Genomic DNA, 13,550 nt, shown 5'->3' with positions numbered 1-13,550 from the left:
TCAGCGACGAGTGATTAGCCACCGCCCAATGCCAACAGCCACCACCGCCGCATTCGAGCTGCTATTTGGCCGCAGACCCAAGGCCGAAGAGCAGCATGCAATCCCTGCCGCCCTCGCCGAAGAGATCACCCGCAACGCCCCCCTGATGGATGCACTGCTGCAGCTACGCCGAGCACAGCGGAGCAGCGAGCATTCAACACTCGGGATACTGATGCAAACGCCGACCTCGATCGCGTTACAGCACTGCGAGCGTCTCGACGAGGCCGCCTATGAGGCGGCCTATGCAACAGCTCTCGAAGACGAGGCTGCCCTCATCATCGGCCAGCGCGAGTATTTGCCACAGCACAAGGCGCGCTTTCGCGAACTCTTCAATGCGTGCACCTGGCTGCTAGCTAGCCGCTCCAACCCAACCCTCTTGGAATTCGGGGCATCAGAGTTCTCGGCCTTCTACAAGCAGCTCATCCCATCGCTGAGGCTCCATCTCTCGGATCGACCGACGCCTCCGGATTATATCGGCTTCACCGAAGAGGTTTGCCGCAAGCGATTAGGCTGTGATGCCTATTTCGCGATCGACCTCGAGCAGCCAGACAGTCTTTTGGGCAACTCCGGCATGCCTCGGCAAGGTTACGACTGCGTCGTCCTTGCCGAGGTGCTCGAGCATCTGGTAGTCAATCCGGTCGAGCTTCTCCGCGCGCTCCTCGCGCTCCTCAAGCGAGGCGGCGTTCTCTACCTCACGACGCCGAACCTGTTTCGCGCTGAGAATCGGGAGAAATGGTTGGCACTGGAGAATCCCGAGCAGGTTTTCCCAGCTGCAGACGGAAATTGGGATCGACATCACCATCACCGTGAGTATGGTGCAGCCGAGCTCCTACGGTTCACACAAGAAGCGGGCGGTCAGGTGATTGCTTTTTACTACTCCGACTGTTGGGACCAACATCCCGGCCTTGCCGAGGACGAACGCGGTAATCTGGTTTTCCTGATCAGTCCAGCCTAAAGAGCGCCACCCCCGAAACGTCCAGCGCCGCATGCACAACCAGCAGCTCACCGATTATGGGCAAGGCGCCATTCTCTACGACTTCCTGCACTGTCGAGGCGGTGCCGAGCAACTGACTCTCGATCTACTTGACACCTTTCCTGGCGCCGATCTCTGGGTCGGCTACCGCGATCATCGGTGGTTTCCGGATCAGCGCCTTGCAGGCGGACGCCTGCATAACCTTCAGCTTCCGGCGCGCTTTCCGGGTGGCCGCACCCTGCTCGGCTTGCTCGGCTTTCGCTTCGCGACTCGCCGTCTCCGCCACTCCCCATGGGCCATCTTCAGCGGCTCCACCACCGTGGAGGCCGTGCATCATCGGCGCCAAGGTCATAACCTCTATTACTGTCACACCTTACCCCGTTTCGCCTATGATCTTCGCGCCTATTACGAGGCCCGGCTGCCACTTTGGGCTCGGCCTGCGCTCCGCGCCGTGGCCGCCGTGATGCGCTACCGCTATCAAAAAGCACTGGGAAAGATGGATCTCGTCATCGTCAATTCAGAGAATGTTCGCGGCCGTCTGCAGCGCTACCTCGGCCAGGATGCCCGCGTCATCCACCCCCCGTGCGATGTTCATGGTTTTGGCTGGCGCGGACAGGCGGACTATTACCTCTCAACGGCGCGTCTGGAGCCCTACAAGCGCGTCGATCTGCTGATCGAGGCCTTTCGGTATCTCCCGCAACATCAACTCCGAATCGCCTCGGGCGGCAGCGACGCGCGTCGTCTCCGGCGACTCGCGGCCGGCACCAGTAACATCACCTTCACCGGCTGGCTCGACGAGCATGCATTGCGTGACCTGGTGGGCAACTGCATTGCCACCTTGTACATTGCCGAGGATGAGGACTTCGGCATGTCACCGGTGGAATCGATGGCTGCGGGCAAACCCGTCATCGGCGTCGCCGAGGGAGGGCTTTTGGAAACCGTGATCGACGGCACGACGGGACTCTTGATCGCAGCTCGACCCGATCCAGACAAGATCATCCAGGCGGTTTGCGCACTGGACGCTGAGCGCGCGCGCGCCATGCGCCATGCCTGTGAGCGACGCGCCCAAGACTTCACCAAGGAGGCATTCGCCAAGCGCATGCGCCAGGCCGTGGCCGAGGTCATGGATGCCTGAGCCGCGCGCCACCCAAAAAGGGGCTGGGGACAGATGCCAAGAACACCGACCCCTTCGCGTTCTACAGGTCTACCGAACCTATTTCCCCGATCCACAAGGTGGACTCCAGGAAGCGATTCGCCAAGGCTGCCTGGCGACCCGTCCCTTTGGCATCCAGCATCGCATCTTCACGCTGAGCCCCGCCGCAACCCCACAGATCATCCGCCGGCCGGAGGGTCTGGTTTATCGGGCACACCAACTCATCGAGATCACCTCCTCGGGGTTCTCCCTCTCGGCGTTGGCGCCTTTTCGCGCGCTCGTGGAATGGGCGGATATCATCCATTATCACTTTCCTTGGCCGTTTGCCGACCTGCTCGATCTGATCGGGCAGGTGCGCAAGCCTAAACTCGTCACCTATCACTCCGACATCGTGCGCCAGCAGGGGCTCCTGCTGCTCTATCGGCCCTTGATGAGTCGCTTCCTGAAGGGCGCGGACCGGATCATCGCAACCTCTCCGGCCTATGCGGACTCGAGTAAGATCCTGCAGGCCTATCGCGACAAGCTCGAGATCATTCCTCTCGGTCTTGATGAGCACGCCTATCCCGAGCCAACCCCATCGCAAGCCAAGGCGACGGAAGCGGAATGCGGCCGCGATTACTTCCTCTTCATCGGCGTGCTGCGCTACTACAAGGGCCTCGATACCCTCATCCAGGCGGTGCGCGGTACCTCCTTACGCGTCGTCATCGTCGGCGACGGACCCGAGGGGCCTAGACTGCGGCAACTCGCTCGCGAAGACCCCCTTCTCAATGTCCATTTCACCGGCATCGTCAGTGATGCGGCAAAGGTCGCGTTAATCCGTCACTGTCGAGCCATCATCTTTCCTTCCAACGCTCGCTCCGAGGCCTTCGGCATCACGCTGGTGGAGGGCGCCATGCTTGGGCGCCCGCTGATCTGTACCGAACTCGGTACCGGCACGACCTACATCAACCGCCACAACGAAACCGGCCTCGTCGTCAGACCGAACGACGCCGAGGCGCTGCGCAAGGCCATGCAAAGACTTCACGACGACCGCGCGCTGGCCGATCAGCTCGGTCGAGCTGGACGTCAGCGCTTCGAACAGCTGTTCTCGGCGCAGGCGCTCGGTTCTCGTCTCGCTGAGCTGTACCAGCGTCTGGCGCGGGCACACAGGACGCACTAGCGCTGGATGCGATCAGACGAAACGGGGTCAGACAGAATCAGGCAGTGTCCGGCAGCCGCAGCCGAGCCACCGGCTCACCACCGATCAAATGTGACTGCAGGATTTCTTCCAGATCCTCATTGTCCACATAGGTATACCAAATCCCTTCGGGATAAACGACGGCCACCGGCCCCTCGCCGCAGCGGTTCAGACAGCCGGCGGTGTTGATGCGTACCCCACCCGGACCCGCAATCTCCAGCTCCTTGCTGCGCTTCTTCAAGAAGTCGCGCGACGCCTGGGCGTTACACTGTGCACAACACTGACTGCCGTCGGCTCGCTCATTGACGCACATGAACAGATGATGTTTGTAATAGGACACAATCAGAGGCTCCATGATCGAAGTGATTGGCCAGCACCGCCGGCAACAAGCCTAGAGCGTGCGGCCCGAACGCCAACATCGCAACGCACGCTCATCCAAGACGCCGATCGACCATGAGGGACAGATCCGACCCCCAGGTCGCCACCCTGCTCAGCTTAGCCGACCAATGCGTGAAGTGTGGTTACTGCTTGCCGCAGTGTCCAACCTTCGCGCTCGCGCACGATGAAGGCGAATCACCGCGCGGGCGCATCGCGCTGATCCAGGGCTGGCTCGGCGGTGAGATCGACGATGGGCCAAGGCTCGCGCGGCATCTGAACAATTGCCTCGAATGCCGCGCCTGCGAGCCGAGCTGCCCCTCCTTGGTGCGCTACGGCGCCCTGATGGATGGCGCGCGCGCATTGCGGGAACAGCGCCGCCCGCGCTGGCGACGCTGGCTGCGACGCGCGGCGCTCGGTCTGCTGACCCGGCCCGATGGCCTACGACTCGTCGCCATGCTCGGTATCGGCTACCGCTGGCTGCACCTACCGAGGCGATGGGTCGATGGCCTCGGCAGGGTCTGGCCGGGCATCCGCGTACTCGATCCCCTCGCGCGCGCGCTGCGCTGGCCAAGACCGCCCGCTTCGTTCGGGTCCGTCCAGGCCGCGCCAGCCCGAACCGCATCCGCTCAGCCTGCGTCCGCCCGATTCGCATCTATCCAGGCCAAGATCGATGCAACCAGTCACCGGCCGATTCTGTTCTGCGGTTGTGTCGCTCGCCTGACCGACCAGCCCTTGGAGGCGGCCGCGCAACGGTTGCTCGCGCGTCTTGGCCATCCGCTCGAGGTGCCCAGCGACCAGGTCTGCTGTGGCGCCATCCATCGCCACAACGGCTATCCCCAGCAAGCCGATCAGCGCCTCGCGGTCAACGCACGCTGTTTTGATAATCGCGTCATCATCGGGCTCGCTAGCGCCTGCGTCGCCGAGCTGCGCGAGCACGGTGGGTTCAACGCCATCGAGGTCTGCCGCTTCTTGGTCGATCAGCCTTGGCCAGCGGGGTTGCGGCTGCGGCCCTTATCGGCCACGATCGCCGTGCACGAGCCCTGTTCGCACCGCAATCAGCTACGCGATCAGGGCGTCATCTATCAATTATTGCAACGCATCCCTGCGGCCACCCTGACCCCGCTCCCCGGCAACGACACTTGCTGCGGCGCCGCTGGAACCTATCTTACTGAGCATCCAGAGACCGCGCTCGCCCTAGCCGCGCCCAAGATCGACGCCTTGCGACAACTCGCGCCAGACTATCTGGTCACGACCAACACCGGCTGCGCCTTGCATCTGGCCGCGCGTCTCCGTGATGCTGGCCTCGCGATCCCGGTCTTGCACCCGATTCAGCTCATCGAGCAACAACTCCCCATCGACGCCTAAGGAGCATCCACTCTCTATGAACACCCGTGATTACAGCCCCATCGATCATGCCCTGATCGGCATGGACCAAACCCTGCGCACGCTGTTCGGCCGCCCAGCCGTGACCGAGCGGACCAACCCCGGAAAAGCCCAGCCCGAGGTCGATCTCACCGACCAGGAGCGCCGACACATCGGCCGCCTGATGCGGATCAATCATACCGGGGAGGTCTGCGCGCAGGCGCTCTATCAAGGTCAGGCCCTGACCGCGCGCGACGCCGCCGTGCGCGAGCGGCTCGAGCGCTCGGCCCAAGAGGAAAACGATCATCTCGCCTGGTGCGAGGAGCGTATCAAGGAACTCGATGGCCGCAAGAGTCTGCTGAACCCACTCTGGTACGCGGGTTCATTCGCGATGGGCAGTGCCGCTGGTCTCGCTGGCGATCAATGGAGCCTCGGCTTCGTGGTCGAGACCGAGCGCCAAGTCGAGGATCACCTCGACGAGCATATCACCCAGGTTCCGGCCGATGATCACCGCACCCGCGCGATCCTCGAGCAGATGAAGCTCGACGAGGCCCATCATGCCCAAGTCGCTCAGGTCGCCGGCGGTGCCGAACTCCCCGAGCCGGTCAAGCTCGCGATGCGCGCGGTCTCCAAACTGATGACGCACGGCACCTATTGGGTCTGAGCCTCTGAGCCGATCCGCTCACTAGGGCATCTTCCAGGTCTCGATCTCGCGCGAGAGATTGCGCCCGTAGAAGATCTCCATCATCTCGCGCCGCACCAAGCGCTCGATCCGCTCTTGTTCCTTGTCCGAGAGGTCCGCAGCGGTGACGCAAAATAGATAGTCACTCAAGTCGAAGTGGTTGACGACCATCTTGGTGTGGAACAGATTCTCCTGATAGACGTTCACGTCGATCATCTGGAAGCGATCCTTGGTGTCGCGCGAGAGATAGTTCTGGATCGAGCTGATGTTGTGGTCGATAAAGTGCTTGCGCCCGCCGATGTCACGGGTGAAGCCCCGCACGCGGTAGTCCATGATGACGATATCCGACTCGAGCGCGTGGATCAGATAATTCAGCGCCTTCAGCGGCGAGATCAGACCGCAGGTCGAGACGTCGATATCGGCGCGGAAGGTGCTGATGCCGCTATGCGGATTGCTCTCCGGATAGGTGTGGACGGTGATGTGGCTCTTGTCCAGATGGCCCACCACGGCTTCCGGAAAGGGTCCGGGCGTGGCGGCATTCGAGACATCCTCCTCGCGCACCGCTTCTTCGGCGATCAACATGGTCACCGAGGCGCCTTGTGGCTCGTAGTCCTCGCGCGCGATATTGAGCACATTGGCGCCGATGATGTTGGCAACATCGGTCAGAATGCCGGTCAGGCGCTCGGCATTGTAGGCCTCGTCGATGTAGTCCAGATAGGCCTGACGCTGATCCGCCGTGCTGGCGTAGCAGACATCGTAGATGTTGAAGCTCAAGGATTTGGTGAGGTTGTTGAACCCCTGTAGCTTCAAGCGTTTATGCATCTTCGGCATGACTTAACCCTCCAGCGGCGGGCGCGAAAGGCGCGATTCTAACCCCTCAGCCATCCGCTTCGCGTAATTCATAATCGTGTGTCACGGTCGCGGTCGCGCCGAGCATGATCGATGCCGAGCAATACTTGGTGGCGCTCAGCTCGATCGCGCGCGCGACGCGGCGCTCGCTCAGCCCCCGACCCGTGACGATAAAGTGGGCGTGAATTCTGGTAAACACCTTGGGATCGGTCTCGCTGCGTTCGGCGCTGAGTTCGACCACGCAATCGGTGACCTCTTGGCGCGCCTTGCGCAGGATCAGCAAGACATCGAACTGCGTGCATCCGCCCATGCCGAGCAAGAGCATCTCCATCGGTCGCGGCCCAAGGTGATGTCCACCCGCCTCGGGCGGTCCATCCATCATCACCCGATGGCCACTGCCAGACTCACCCTCCATCGCAGCCCCATCGACCCATTTGACACGTGCCTTCATCCGTCCTCCCCTTCGATCGTTCAGACGCGTTGTGCGCGGTCCAGATTCATGCTGGCGAAGCCTAGCACGGATCATGCCTTGGCCAAGACTTGCTAGACTCAATCACCCACTGTCGACACGATGCGCGAGCCCATGCCGAGTCAGCCGCCCCAAGAACCATCCTGGATCAAGCCGTTTTTGAGCTATTGCCACACCAAGCACTATGACAAACACGTCGACTTCATTCGCAACGGGCAGCCCGCAGAGAGCCTGTACTACCTGATCAGTGGCTCTGTCACCGCCCTGCTCGAAGACGACCATCGCCATGAACTCACCTTGGCCTATATCAACAAGGGAGAATTCATCGGCGAGATGGGCCTGTTCCAGCCCATGACCACGCGCAGCGTCATCGTGCGCACCCGCGAGCCCTGCACCATTGCCGAGATCGGCTACTCACGCCTCCAACAGTTGCTCCACCGCGAACTGCGCGAGCACGCGCTTGGGCTGCTGTTCGCGATCGGCGAACAGCTCGCGCAGCGGCTGCGCCAAACCAGCCGCCAAGTCGGCGATCTCGCCTTCTTGGATGTCACCGGCCGGATCGCCGGCGCTCTGCTCGAACTCTGCAAACAGCCAGACGCCATGACCCATCCGGACGGGATGCAGATTCGGATCACGCGCCAAGATCTGGGCCGCATGGTCGGCTGCTCGCGCGAGATGGCCGGTCGGGTCCTGAAGGCGCTCGAGGAAAAGGGACATATCAGCGTGGCCGGCAAGACCATCGTCGTCTTCGGCACCCGCTGAGCCAGGACAGGGGCTCGAAAGCGCCTCAAGCCGGGCGCGGCCCAGGCCGAAGCCCACCTCAGGCCGGGGCGAAGAGCCTGCCGAGGGTCTGCCCCGGATCGGCGGTGCGCATCAAAGACTCGCCGACCAGGAACCCATGCACGCCCTGCTCGCGCATGAGCGCGACATCGGCGCGGGCGTGGATGCCGCTCTCGGTGATCAGCAGCCGCTCCGAGGGCACTTGCGCGCGCAGGTTCAGGGTGGTCCGCAGGTCGACCTCGAAGCTGCGCAGATCGCGGTTGTTGATGCCCAACAGGCGACCCGGCAGCGCCAACGCGCGCTCTAGCTCCCGCGCATCGTGGACCTCGGTGAGCACGTCGAGTCCAAGTTCCGCAGCCAATGCGCCGAGTTCGGCCAGGGCCGCGTCCTCGAGACAGGCAGCGATCAGCAGGATGCAGTCGGCGCCCATCGCCCGTGCCTCGATCACCTGATAGGGATCGACGATGAAGTCCTTGCGAATCACCGGCAGCGCGCAGGCCGATCGCGCCGCGCTCAGATGCGCGTCATCGCCCTGGAAGAAATCGCGATCGGTCAACACCGACAGACAGCAGGCACCGCCGGCGGCATAGGAGCGCGCCAGCCAGGCCGGATCGAAGTCTGCCCGGATCAGCCCCTTGCTCGGACTCGCGCGCTTGATCTCGGCGATCACCGCCGCATCGCCGGCAGCGACTCGGCGCTGCAAGGCGGCGGCAAAGCCACGCGGCGGATCGGCCTCGGCCAGGCGTGCCTCGAGGGCGGAACGCGGCAGCCGTTGCTTGCGTTCGGCGACCTCCTCGCGCTTGCGCGCAACGATGCGCTTGAGGATATCGGGCGTCGCGTTCATAGGGTCTTGGCCAGCGCAATCAGGGCATCGAAGCGCTGGCGGGCGGCACCGCTGGCGATGACCGCATCGGCCAAACGCACCGCCTCGGCGAGCGAGTCCGTGATATCGGCCGCGTAGATCGCTGCCCCGGCATTGAGCACGACGATATCGCGCGCGGCTCCGGGCTGGTTGTCCAGCACCTCCATCAACAGCGCCAGACTCTGCGCCGGATCCTCGACGCGGATCGCGTCCAGGCTCGACCGGCTCAGGCCAACATCCTCGGGCGCGAGACTATAGCGGCTGATGGCGCCATCCTTCAGCTCGGCGATATCGGTGCGCTCGGCCACGCTGATCTCATCGAGACCATCGCGCGCGTGCACTACCAGCACATGCCTCGAACCCAGGCGTTGCAGGACCTCGGCCAAGGGTATCAACAAGGTCTCGGAGAACACCCCGAGCACCTGGTGTCGCACGCCCGCCGGATTCGTCAATGGCCCGAGCACGTTGAAGATCGAGCGGATACCCAGCTCACGGCGCGGCCCGATCGCGTGCTTCATCGCGCCATGATGCGCCGGCGCGAACATGAACCCGACACCGACCTCGCGCACACAACGCGCCACCTGCTGCGGCGTCAGATCCAAGCGCAGCCCGGCGGCCTCGAGTACATCCGCCGCGCCCGACTTCGACGACACCGAGCGGTTACCGTGCTTGGCGACATGGCAGCCCGCTGCGGCGGCCACGAAGATGCTGGTGGTCGAGACATTGAAGGTGCCGGAGGCATCACCGCCGGTGCCAACGATGTCGACCGTCGGTGCGAGCCCCGCGAGATCGACACCGGTCGCCAAGCCACGCATCACTTGCGCCGCAGCGGTGATCTCGGTCACCGTCTCGCCCTTGAGCCGTAACGCCACCAGGAAGCCCGCCACCTGCGCCGGTGTCGCTTCGCCGGTCATGATGGCGTTCATGGTCGCGGTCATCATCTCATCGTCGAGATCATGGCCATCGACGACCCGGGCGATCGCCTGTTTGATCGACATCGTCAAGGATCTCCTCGTCGGGGACAAGCAGGTTGCCTAGGGTAAACCATGCGCCTACTTGCCAATACAGAATTCGCTGAAGATACGCCCGAGCAGTGCGTCCGAGCTGACCTCGCCGGTGATCTCGGCAAAGGCCTGTTGCGCCATGCGCAGATCATCGGCAACCAGCTCCGGCGGTGCCGTCGCGCGCCAAGCCGCGCGCGCTTCCAGCAAGCGGTCGAGCCCGTTGCGCAGAGCCTCGACATGGCGGCGACGTGCCGAGAATTCGCCGGCGCTCGCGCCTTGATAGCCGGCAACCGCCTTGAGATGGCGGCGCAGCGCATCGAGACCGGCACCGGTCAGGGCCGAGCAGCCGATCTCGGTCTGGCCCTCGGCCGTGGTCGTCGTCCCCGCCGGGCGTGCGCTGCGATCGATCTTATTGCGCAGGATCGTCACTGGCACCCGCAGGTCCAAGCCGAGTTGGTCAAGATGCGCCCGCGCCGTGCCCTGCTCGGAGGGCGCGGTATCGTCGATCAGCACCAGCAGATGATCGGCCTGCTCGATCTGCGCGCGCGCGCGCCGAATGCCCTCCTGCTCGACCGGATCGCTCGACGGGCGCAGGCCGGCCGTGTCCACCAACCGCAAGGGAAGACCGTCGATTTGGATCTCGGCGCGCAGCAGATCGCGAGTGGTGCCTGGAATCTCGGTGACGATCGCCGCATCGGTGCCGGCGAGGGCATTCAGCAGGCTGGATTTGCCGGCATTGGGCGCACCGGCGATCACCACCAACAGCCCATCACGGATCAGCTCGCCTTGATGGGTGCTCGCCAGCAAGGTCTCGCAGGCCTCGATCAGCGTCGCGAAGTCGGCCTCGCCGACCCCAAGATCATCGAGATCCTCGTCGGGAAAGTCCAGCCCGGCCTCGATCAGCGCGCGCAGGCGGGTCAAGTGCTCGACCAGCGCCTCGACGCGGCGCGAGAAGACACCCTGCAAACTGCGGCTGGCGAGGCGAGCCTGGGTCTCGGTGGCGGCCTGGATCAGATCCGCAATGGCCTCGGCCTGAGCCAGATCGAGCTTGCCGTTGAGAAAGGCGCGCTGGCTGAACTCGCCAGGTCGGGCTGGGCGCGCGCCCAGCTCCAGCACCCGCGCGAGCAGAAGATCGAGCACGCGCGCGCCGCCATGTCCCTGGAGTTCCAGCAGATCCTCGCCGGTGAAGGAGCCGGGGGCTGGAAACCAAAGCGCGAGCCCTTGGTCGATCACCTCGCCATGGGCATCGACGAAGCCGCGAAGTACCGCCCGGCGTGGCTTCGGCAGGGTACCGACCAGCGCCCGACCAATCCCGCCGGCGGCGGGCCCGGAGAGTCGAACGATGCCGACCGCACCAGCACCTGGCGCAGTCGCGATCGCGGCGATGGTCTCGCCCGTCATTTCCCCTTCTTGGCGCCGCCCCCACCATGCGCAGCGGCCTGCTCGACCTTGCGGGTGATGTACCACTGCTGCGTGATCGAGAGCAGATTGTTCACCGTCCAGTAGAGCACCAGGCCGGACGGGAAGAAGGCGAAGAACACCGTGAACACGAACGGCAGCGCCATGAAGATCTTGGCCTGCATCGGGTCCGGCGGCGGCGGGTTCAGCTTCTGCTGCACGAACATGGACACGCCCATGATCAGCGGCAGGATATAGAAGGGGTCGGGCTCGGTCAGGTTATCGAGCCAGAGGATGAAGGGCGCATGGCGCAGCTCAACGCTCTCGAGCAGCACCCAGTAGAGCGCGATGAAGACCGGGATCTGCACCAGGATCGGCAGACAGCCGCCGAGCGGATTGATCTTCTCCTTCTTGTACAGCTCCATGAAGGCCTGGTTCAGCTTCTCCTTGTCATCGCCATAGCGATCCTTCAGGGCCTGAATGCGCGGCGTCATCTTGCGCATGTTGGCCATTGACTTATAGCTGGTCTCGGAGAGCTTGTAGAACGCACCCTTGATCATGATCGTCAGGATGATGATCGCCCAGCCCCAGTTGCCAACGATCGAGTGGATCGCGTTCAGCAGCCAGAAGATCGGCTGCGCAAGGATGGTCAGCCAGCCGTAGTCGACCGCCAGATCCAAGCCCGGCGCGATCTCGGCCAGCCGATCCTGGAGCTTGGGCCCGGCGAAGAGCTGACTCTCGAAGGTATGGCTGGCACCGGCCGGGATGCTGAACGCGGGCGAGTAGGCACCGATGATGTAGCGGCTGTCATTGTCCACGACCTTGGTGTAGAAGGTCTGCTCGACGCCGGTTGGGGGAATCCAGGCCGCCATGAAGTAATGCTGGATCATCGCCACCCAGCCATCGGTGATGGTCGCGTCCAGCGACCGCTTGCTCATGTCACCGAAGGATTCCTTTTTATACTTCACCTCCGGGCCATAGTAGACACCGCCGGTATAGGTATGGATGAAGCTCGACTTGTTCGGGTCGTAGAGTTCGGTGCGTTTCAGCTGTTCGTAGTCGCGCACCGAGATCGGCGTATCACTCTGGTTGATCACCTCTTGGCTCGCGTGGATCAAGTAGCGTCCGCGCTCGAAGCGGTAACGCTTGACCACCCGCAGCCCGTTCTCGCTCTCCCAGAACAGCTCGACCCGCAGCTCGTTGTCGCCCTCGGCCAGGCTGTAGCGCGTGCTCTGCGGGGTGAACACCGCGTCATGGGTCGGCAGTTCGCTGTTCGGCCCACCGAGCAGCCCCGATTGGACGATGAACAGATTCGGCGTCGTCGGCTTCAGCAACTGGAACGGCTGCGTCGGATCATCGGCCTCCTGCTTGTAGTCGAGCAGATGGAGCGATTGGATAGTGCCACCACGCGCCGAGATCTCGGCGTGCAGCACATCGGTCTCGACGATGATCGGCTCCGCGCCCAGGGCATCATGGCCACCGGCGCTTGAGGCACCGGGCGCGGCACTGATGGTCGGCGCTTCAACGGCCGGCGCATCCGGTGCATCGGCGGGTGGTCCGGAATCCGGACTGTCGGACGTCGAGCCGGCGGAGGACGTCTCCGTCATCTGCGGTTCGGCAGCCGACGGCGTTCCGTAATCCTCGACCCAGGCCTGGTAGATCAGGAACAGGACGAAGGCGAGGGCCAGGATCAAGATCAGGCGCATGTTTTCCATGAGGGGGCGTCGACCTGCGCTAGCGGTTGGTGGAGGGGTGAGAGTCAGGGGTCGGCGACGATGCGCGCGCGGGTGGCACCGGATCGACGCCCCCCGGATGCCAAGGATGGCAGCGCAGCAATCGCCGGCAGCCCATCCAGGTGCCGCGCAGCACCCCATGCTGCTCGATCGCCTCGAGGGCGTATTGCGAGCAGGTGGGGTAGAAACGGCAATGATTGCCGAGCAGCGGGCTCAGGAAGAGCTGATATCCGCGCAGCAATCCGCGAGCGAGGCGGCGAGCGATCATCGTGCTAACTCCTGCCAATGCTTCGCGAGCGAGGCTCTTAGGGTGGTGTTGTCGGCATCCACGGCTGCGCGGCGACAGAGGACCACCAGATCAATACAAGGCAGATTGGCCCGGGCATGGCGGAAACTGTCACGAATCACGCGCTTGATCCGGTTGCGGGCGACGGCGCGCGGCGCACTGCGCTTGGAGATCGCCAAGCCAAGCCGAGCGGTCGGGGTCGGTTCATCGCCGGCCGCCCGATCGCAGGCGCACACCAGGACGGTGAAGTAGCGGTCCGCAGAACGTCGCGCGCCGGCGAAGACGCGGTCATAGCCTCTGGAGTCCAGCAAGCGCGCCGAGCGCGGGAAGGCGAACGACGGCCCGCGTGACGACTGCGGTGCCTGATCATGATCCGTCTCGGCTCGCGCCTGCCGGCTCGACAAG

15 protein-coding genes are annotated in these 13,550 nt (G+C 63.7%); 6 read left to right on the top strand and 9 right to left on the bottom strand.

The features are described from left to right. The first annotated feature begins 28 nt into the window (after positions 1-28). From AC54T3_RS00810 to AC54T3_RS00800, 3 genes are read left to right on the top strand one after another with little or no spacing between them, the layout of a single operon-like run. Entirely contained in the window at positions 29-994 is a 966-nt protein-coding gene (locus AC54T3_RS00810) for a methyltransferase domain-containing protein (protein ID WP_496621572.1), read from the top strand. Positions 995-1,025: 31 nt separating this feature from the next. Then, the gene (locus AC54T3_RS00805; protein ID WP_496621571.1) at positions 1,026-2,147 is read left to right on the top strand and encodes a glycosyltransferase; all 1,122 of its coding nucleotides are present in this window, start codon (positions 1,026-1,028) and stop codon (positions 2,145-2,147) included. Next, positions 2,140-3,324 (top strand): glycosyltransferase, encoded by a 1,185-nt coding sequence (locus AC54T3_RS00800; RefSeq protein WP_496621570.1) that lies wholly within the window; start codon positions 2,140-2,142, stop codon positions 3,322-3,324. Before AC54T3_RS00805 ends, AC54T3_RS00800 begins: the two co-directional genes overlap by 8 nt. 37 nt (positions 3,325-3,361) lie before the next feature. On the opposite strand, the gene AC54T3_RS00795 is transcribed toward AC54T3_RS00800, so the two are convergent. Further along, the gene (locus AC54T3_RS00795; RefSeq protein WP_496621569.1) at positions 3,362-3,682 is read right to left on the bottom strand and encodes a (2Fe-2S) ferredoxin domain-containing protein; all 321 of its coding nucleotides are present in this window, start codon (positions 3,680-3,682) and stop codon (positions 3,362-3,364) included. Positions 3,683-3,795: 113 nt separating this feature from the next. Here AC54T3_RS00795 and AC54T3_RS00790 point away from each other — a divergent pair, with 113 nt between their 5' ends. Together AC54T3_RS00790 and coq7 are read left to right on the top strand one after the other, a co-directional pair. Beyond that, complete coding sequence (locus tag AC54T3_RS00790; RefSeq protein WP_496621568.1) at positions 3,796-5,085, top strand: (Fe-S)-binding protein; 1,290 nt, start codon at positions 3,796-3,798, stop codon at positions 5,083-5,085. A gap of 16 nt (positions 5,086-5,101) precedes the next feature. After that, positions 5,102-5,746 carry a 2-polyprenyl-3-methyl-6-methoxy-1,4-benzoquinone monooxygenase gene (coq7, locus tag AC54T3_RS00785; RefSeq protein ID WP_496621567.1) on the top strand — a complete coding sequence of 215 codons (645 nt, stop codon included), beginning with the start codon at positions 5,102-5,104 and terminating at the stop codon, positions 5,744-5,746. Between the two features lie 21 nt (positions 5,747-5,767). Here the strand turns inward: coq7 and speD are convergent, their stop codons facing one another. Both speD and AC54T3_RS00775 read right to left on the bottom strand, forming a co-directional pair. Then, positions 5,768-6,595 (bottom strand): adenosylmethionine decarboxylase, encoded by an 828-nt coding sequence (speD, locus tag AC54T3_RS00780; RefSeq protein ID WP_496621566.1) that lies wholly within the window; start codon positions 6,593-6,595, stop codon positions 5,768-5,770. A 46-nt stretch (positions 6,596-6,641) separates the two neighbouring features. Next, positions 6,642-7,064 carry an OsmC family protein gene (locus AC54T3_RS00775; RefSeq protein WP_496621565.1) on the bottom strand — a complete coding sequence of 141 codons (423 nt, stop codon included), beginning with the start codon at positions 7,062-7,064 and terminating at the stop codon, positions 6,642-6,644. Positions 7,065-7,196: 132 nt separating this feature from the next. Between AC54T3_RS00775 and crp the strand changes: the two genes are divergently transcribed. Next, positions 7,197-7,844, top strand: coding sequence for a cAMP-activated global transcriptional regulator CRP (crp, locus tag AC54T3_RS00770; RefSeq protein ID WP_496621564.1), 648 nt, complete (start codon positions 7,197-7,199; stop codon positions 7,842-7,844). 58 nt (positions 7,845-7,902) lie between these two features. On the opposite strand, the gene trpC is transcribed toward crp, so the two are convergent. Genes trpC through rnpA form a run of 6 tightly spaced genes read right to left on the bottom strand, consistent with a single transcriptional unit; the run spans position 7,903 to position 13,549 of the window. Next, on the bottom strand, positions 7,903-8,706 hold the full coding sequence (trpC, locus tag AC54T3_RS00765; protein ID WP_496621563.1) for an indole-3-glycerol phosphate synthase TrpC: 804 nt from the start codon (positions 8,704-8,706) through the stop codon (positions 7,903-7,905). Then, entirely contained in the window at positions 8,703-9,722 is a 1,020-nt protein-coding gene (gene trpD, locus AC54T3_RS00760; protein ID WP_496621562.1) for an anthranilate phosphoribosyltransferase, read from the bottom strand. Before trpD ends, trpC begins: the two co-directional genes overlap by 4 nt. A gap of 54 nt (positions 9,723-9,776) precedes the next feature. Next, positions 9,777-11,129 (bottom strand): tRNA uridine-5-carboxymethylaminomethyl(34) synthesis GTPase MnmE, encoded by a 1,353-nt coding sequence (gene mnmE, locus AC54T3_RS00755; protein WP_496621561.1) that lies wholly within the window; start codon positions 11,127-11,129, stop codon positions 9,777-9,779. Continuing rightward, entirely contained in the window at positions 11,126-12,841 is a 1,716-nt protein-coding gene (yidC, locus tag AC54T3_RS00750) for a membrane protein insertase YidC (RefSeq protein WP_496621560.1), read from the bottom strand. Before yidC ends, mnmE begins: the two co-directional genes overlap by 4 nt. Before the next feature lie 19 nt (positions 12,842-12,860). Beyond that, positions 12,861-13,127, bottom strand: a complete 267-nt coding sequence (gene yidD / locus AC54T3_RS00745) for a membrane protein insertion efficiency factor YidD (RefSeq protein WP_496621559.1) — start codon at positions 13,125-13,127, stop codon at positions 12,861-12,863. Next, positions 13,124-13,549: a ribonuclease P protein component gene (rnpA, locus tag AC54T3_RS00740; protein WP_496621558.1), complete on the bottom strand. Its 426-nt coding sequence runs from the start codon at positions 13,547-13,549 to the stop codon at positions 13,124-13,126. Before rnpA ends, yidD begins: the two co-directional genes overlap by 4 nt. Position 13,550: the final 1 nt, after the last annotated feature.

This window comes from Halochromatium sp. NSM3, assembly GCF_059621085.1.
Note: the sequence above shows the minus strand (reverse complement) of the source record. Positions and strands in the feature narration are given on the sequence as shown.

Excerpts from the sequence above, each read along its gene's own strand:
- AC54T3_RS00810 (WP_496621572.1), top strand. The coding sequence starts at position 29 with ATGCCAACAGCCACCACCGCCGCATTCGAGCTGCTATTTGGCCGCAGA.
- AC54T3_RS00805 (WP_496621571.1), top strand. The coding sequence starts at position 1,026 with ATGCACAACCAGCAGCTCACCGATTATGGGCAAGGCGCCATTCTCTAC.
- AC54T3_RS00800 (WP_496621570.1), top strand. The coding sequence starts at position 2,140 with ATGCCTGAGCCGCGCGCCACCCAAAAAGGGGCTGGGGACAGATGCCAA.
- AC54T3_RS00790 (WP_496621568.1), top strand. The coding sequence starts at position 3,796 with ATGAGGGACAGATCCGACCCCCAGGTCGCCACCCTGCTCAGCTTAGCC.
- coq7 (WP_496621567.1), top strand. The coding sequence starts at position 5,102 with ATGAACACCCGTGATTACAGCCCCATCGATCATGCCCTGATCGGCATG.
- speD (WP_496621566.1), bottom strand. The coding sequence starts at position 6,595 with ATGCCGAAGATGCATAAACGCTTGAAGCTACAGGGGTTCAACAACCTC.
- AC54T3_RS00775 (WP_496621565.1), bottom strand. The coding sequence starts at position 7,064 with ATGAAGGCACGTGTCAAATGGGTCGATGGGGCTGCGATGGAGGGTGAG.
- crp (WP_496621564.1), top strand. The coding sequence starts at position 7,197 with ATGCCGAGTCAGCCGCCCCAAGAACCATCCTGGATCAAGCCGTTTTTG.
- trpC (WP_496621563.1), bottom strand. The coding sequence starts at position 8,706 with ATGAACGCGACGCCCGATATCCTCAAGCGCATCGTTGCGCGCAAGCGC.
- trpD (WP_496621562.1), bottom strand. The coding sequence starts at position 9,722 with ATGTCGATCAAACAGGCGATCGCCCGGGTCGTCGATGGCCATGATCTC.
- mnmE (WP_496621561.1), bottom strand. The coding sequence starts at position 11,129 with ATGACGGGCGAGACCATCGCCGCGATCGCGACTGCGCCAGGTGCTGGT.
- yidC (WP_496621560.1), bottom strand. The coding sequence starts at position 12,841 with ATGGAAAACATGCGCCTGATCTTGATCCTGGCCCTCGCCTTCGTCCTG.
- yidD (WP_496621559.1), bottom strand. The coding sequence starts at position 13,127 with ATGATCGCTCGCCGCCTCGCTCGCGGATTGCTGCGCGGATATCAGCTC.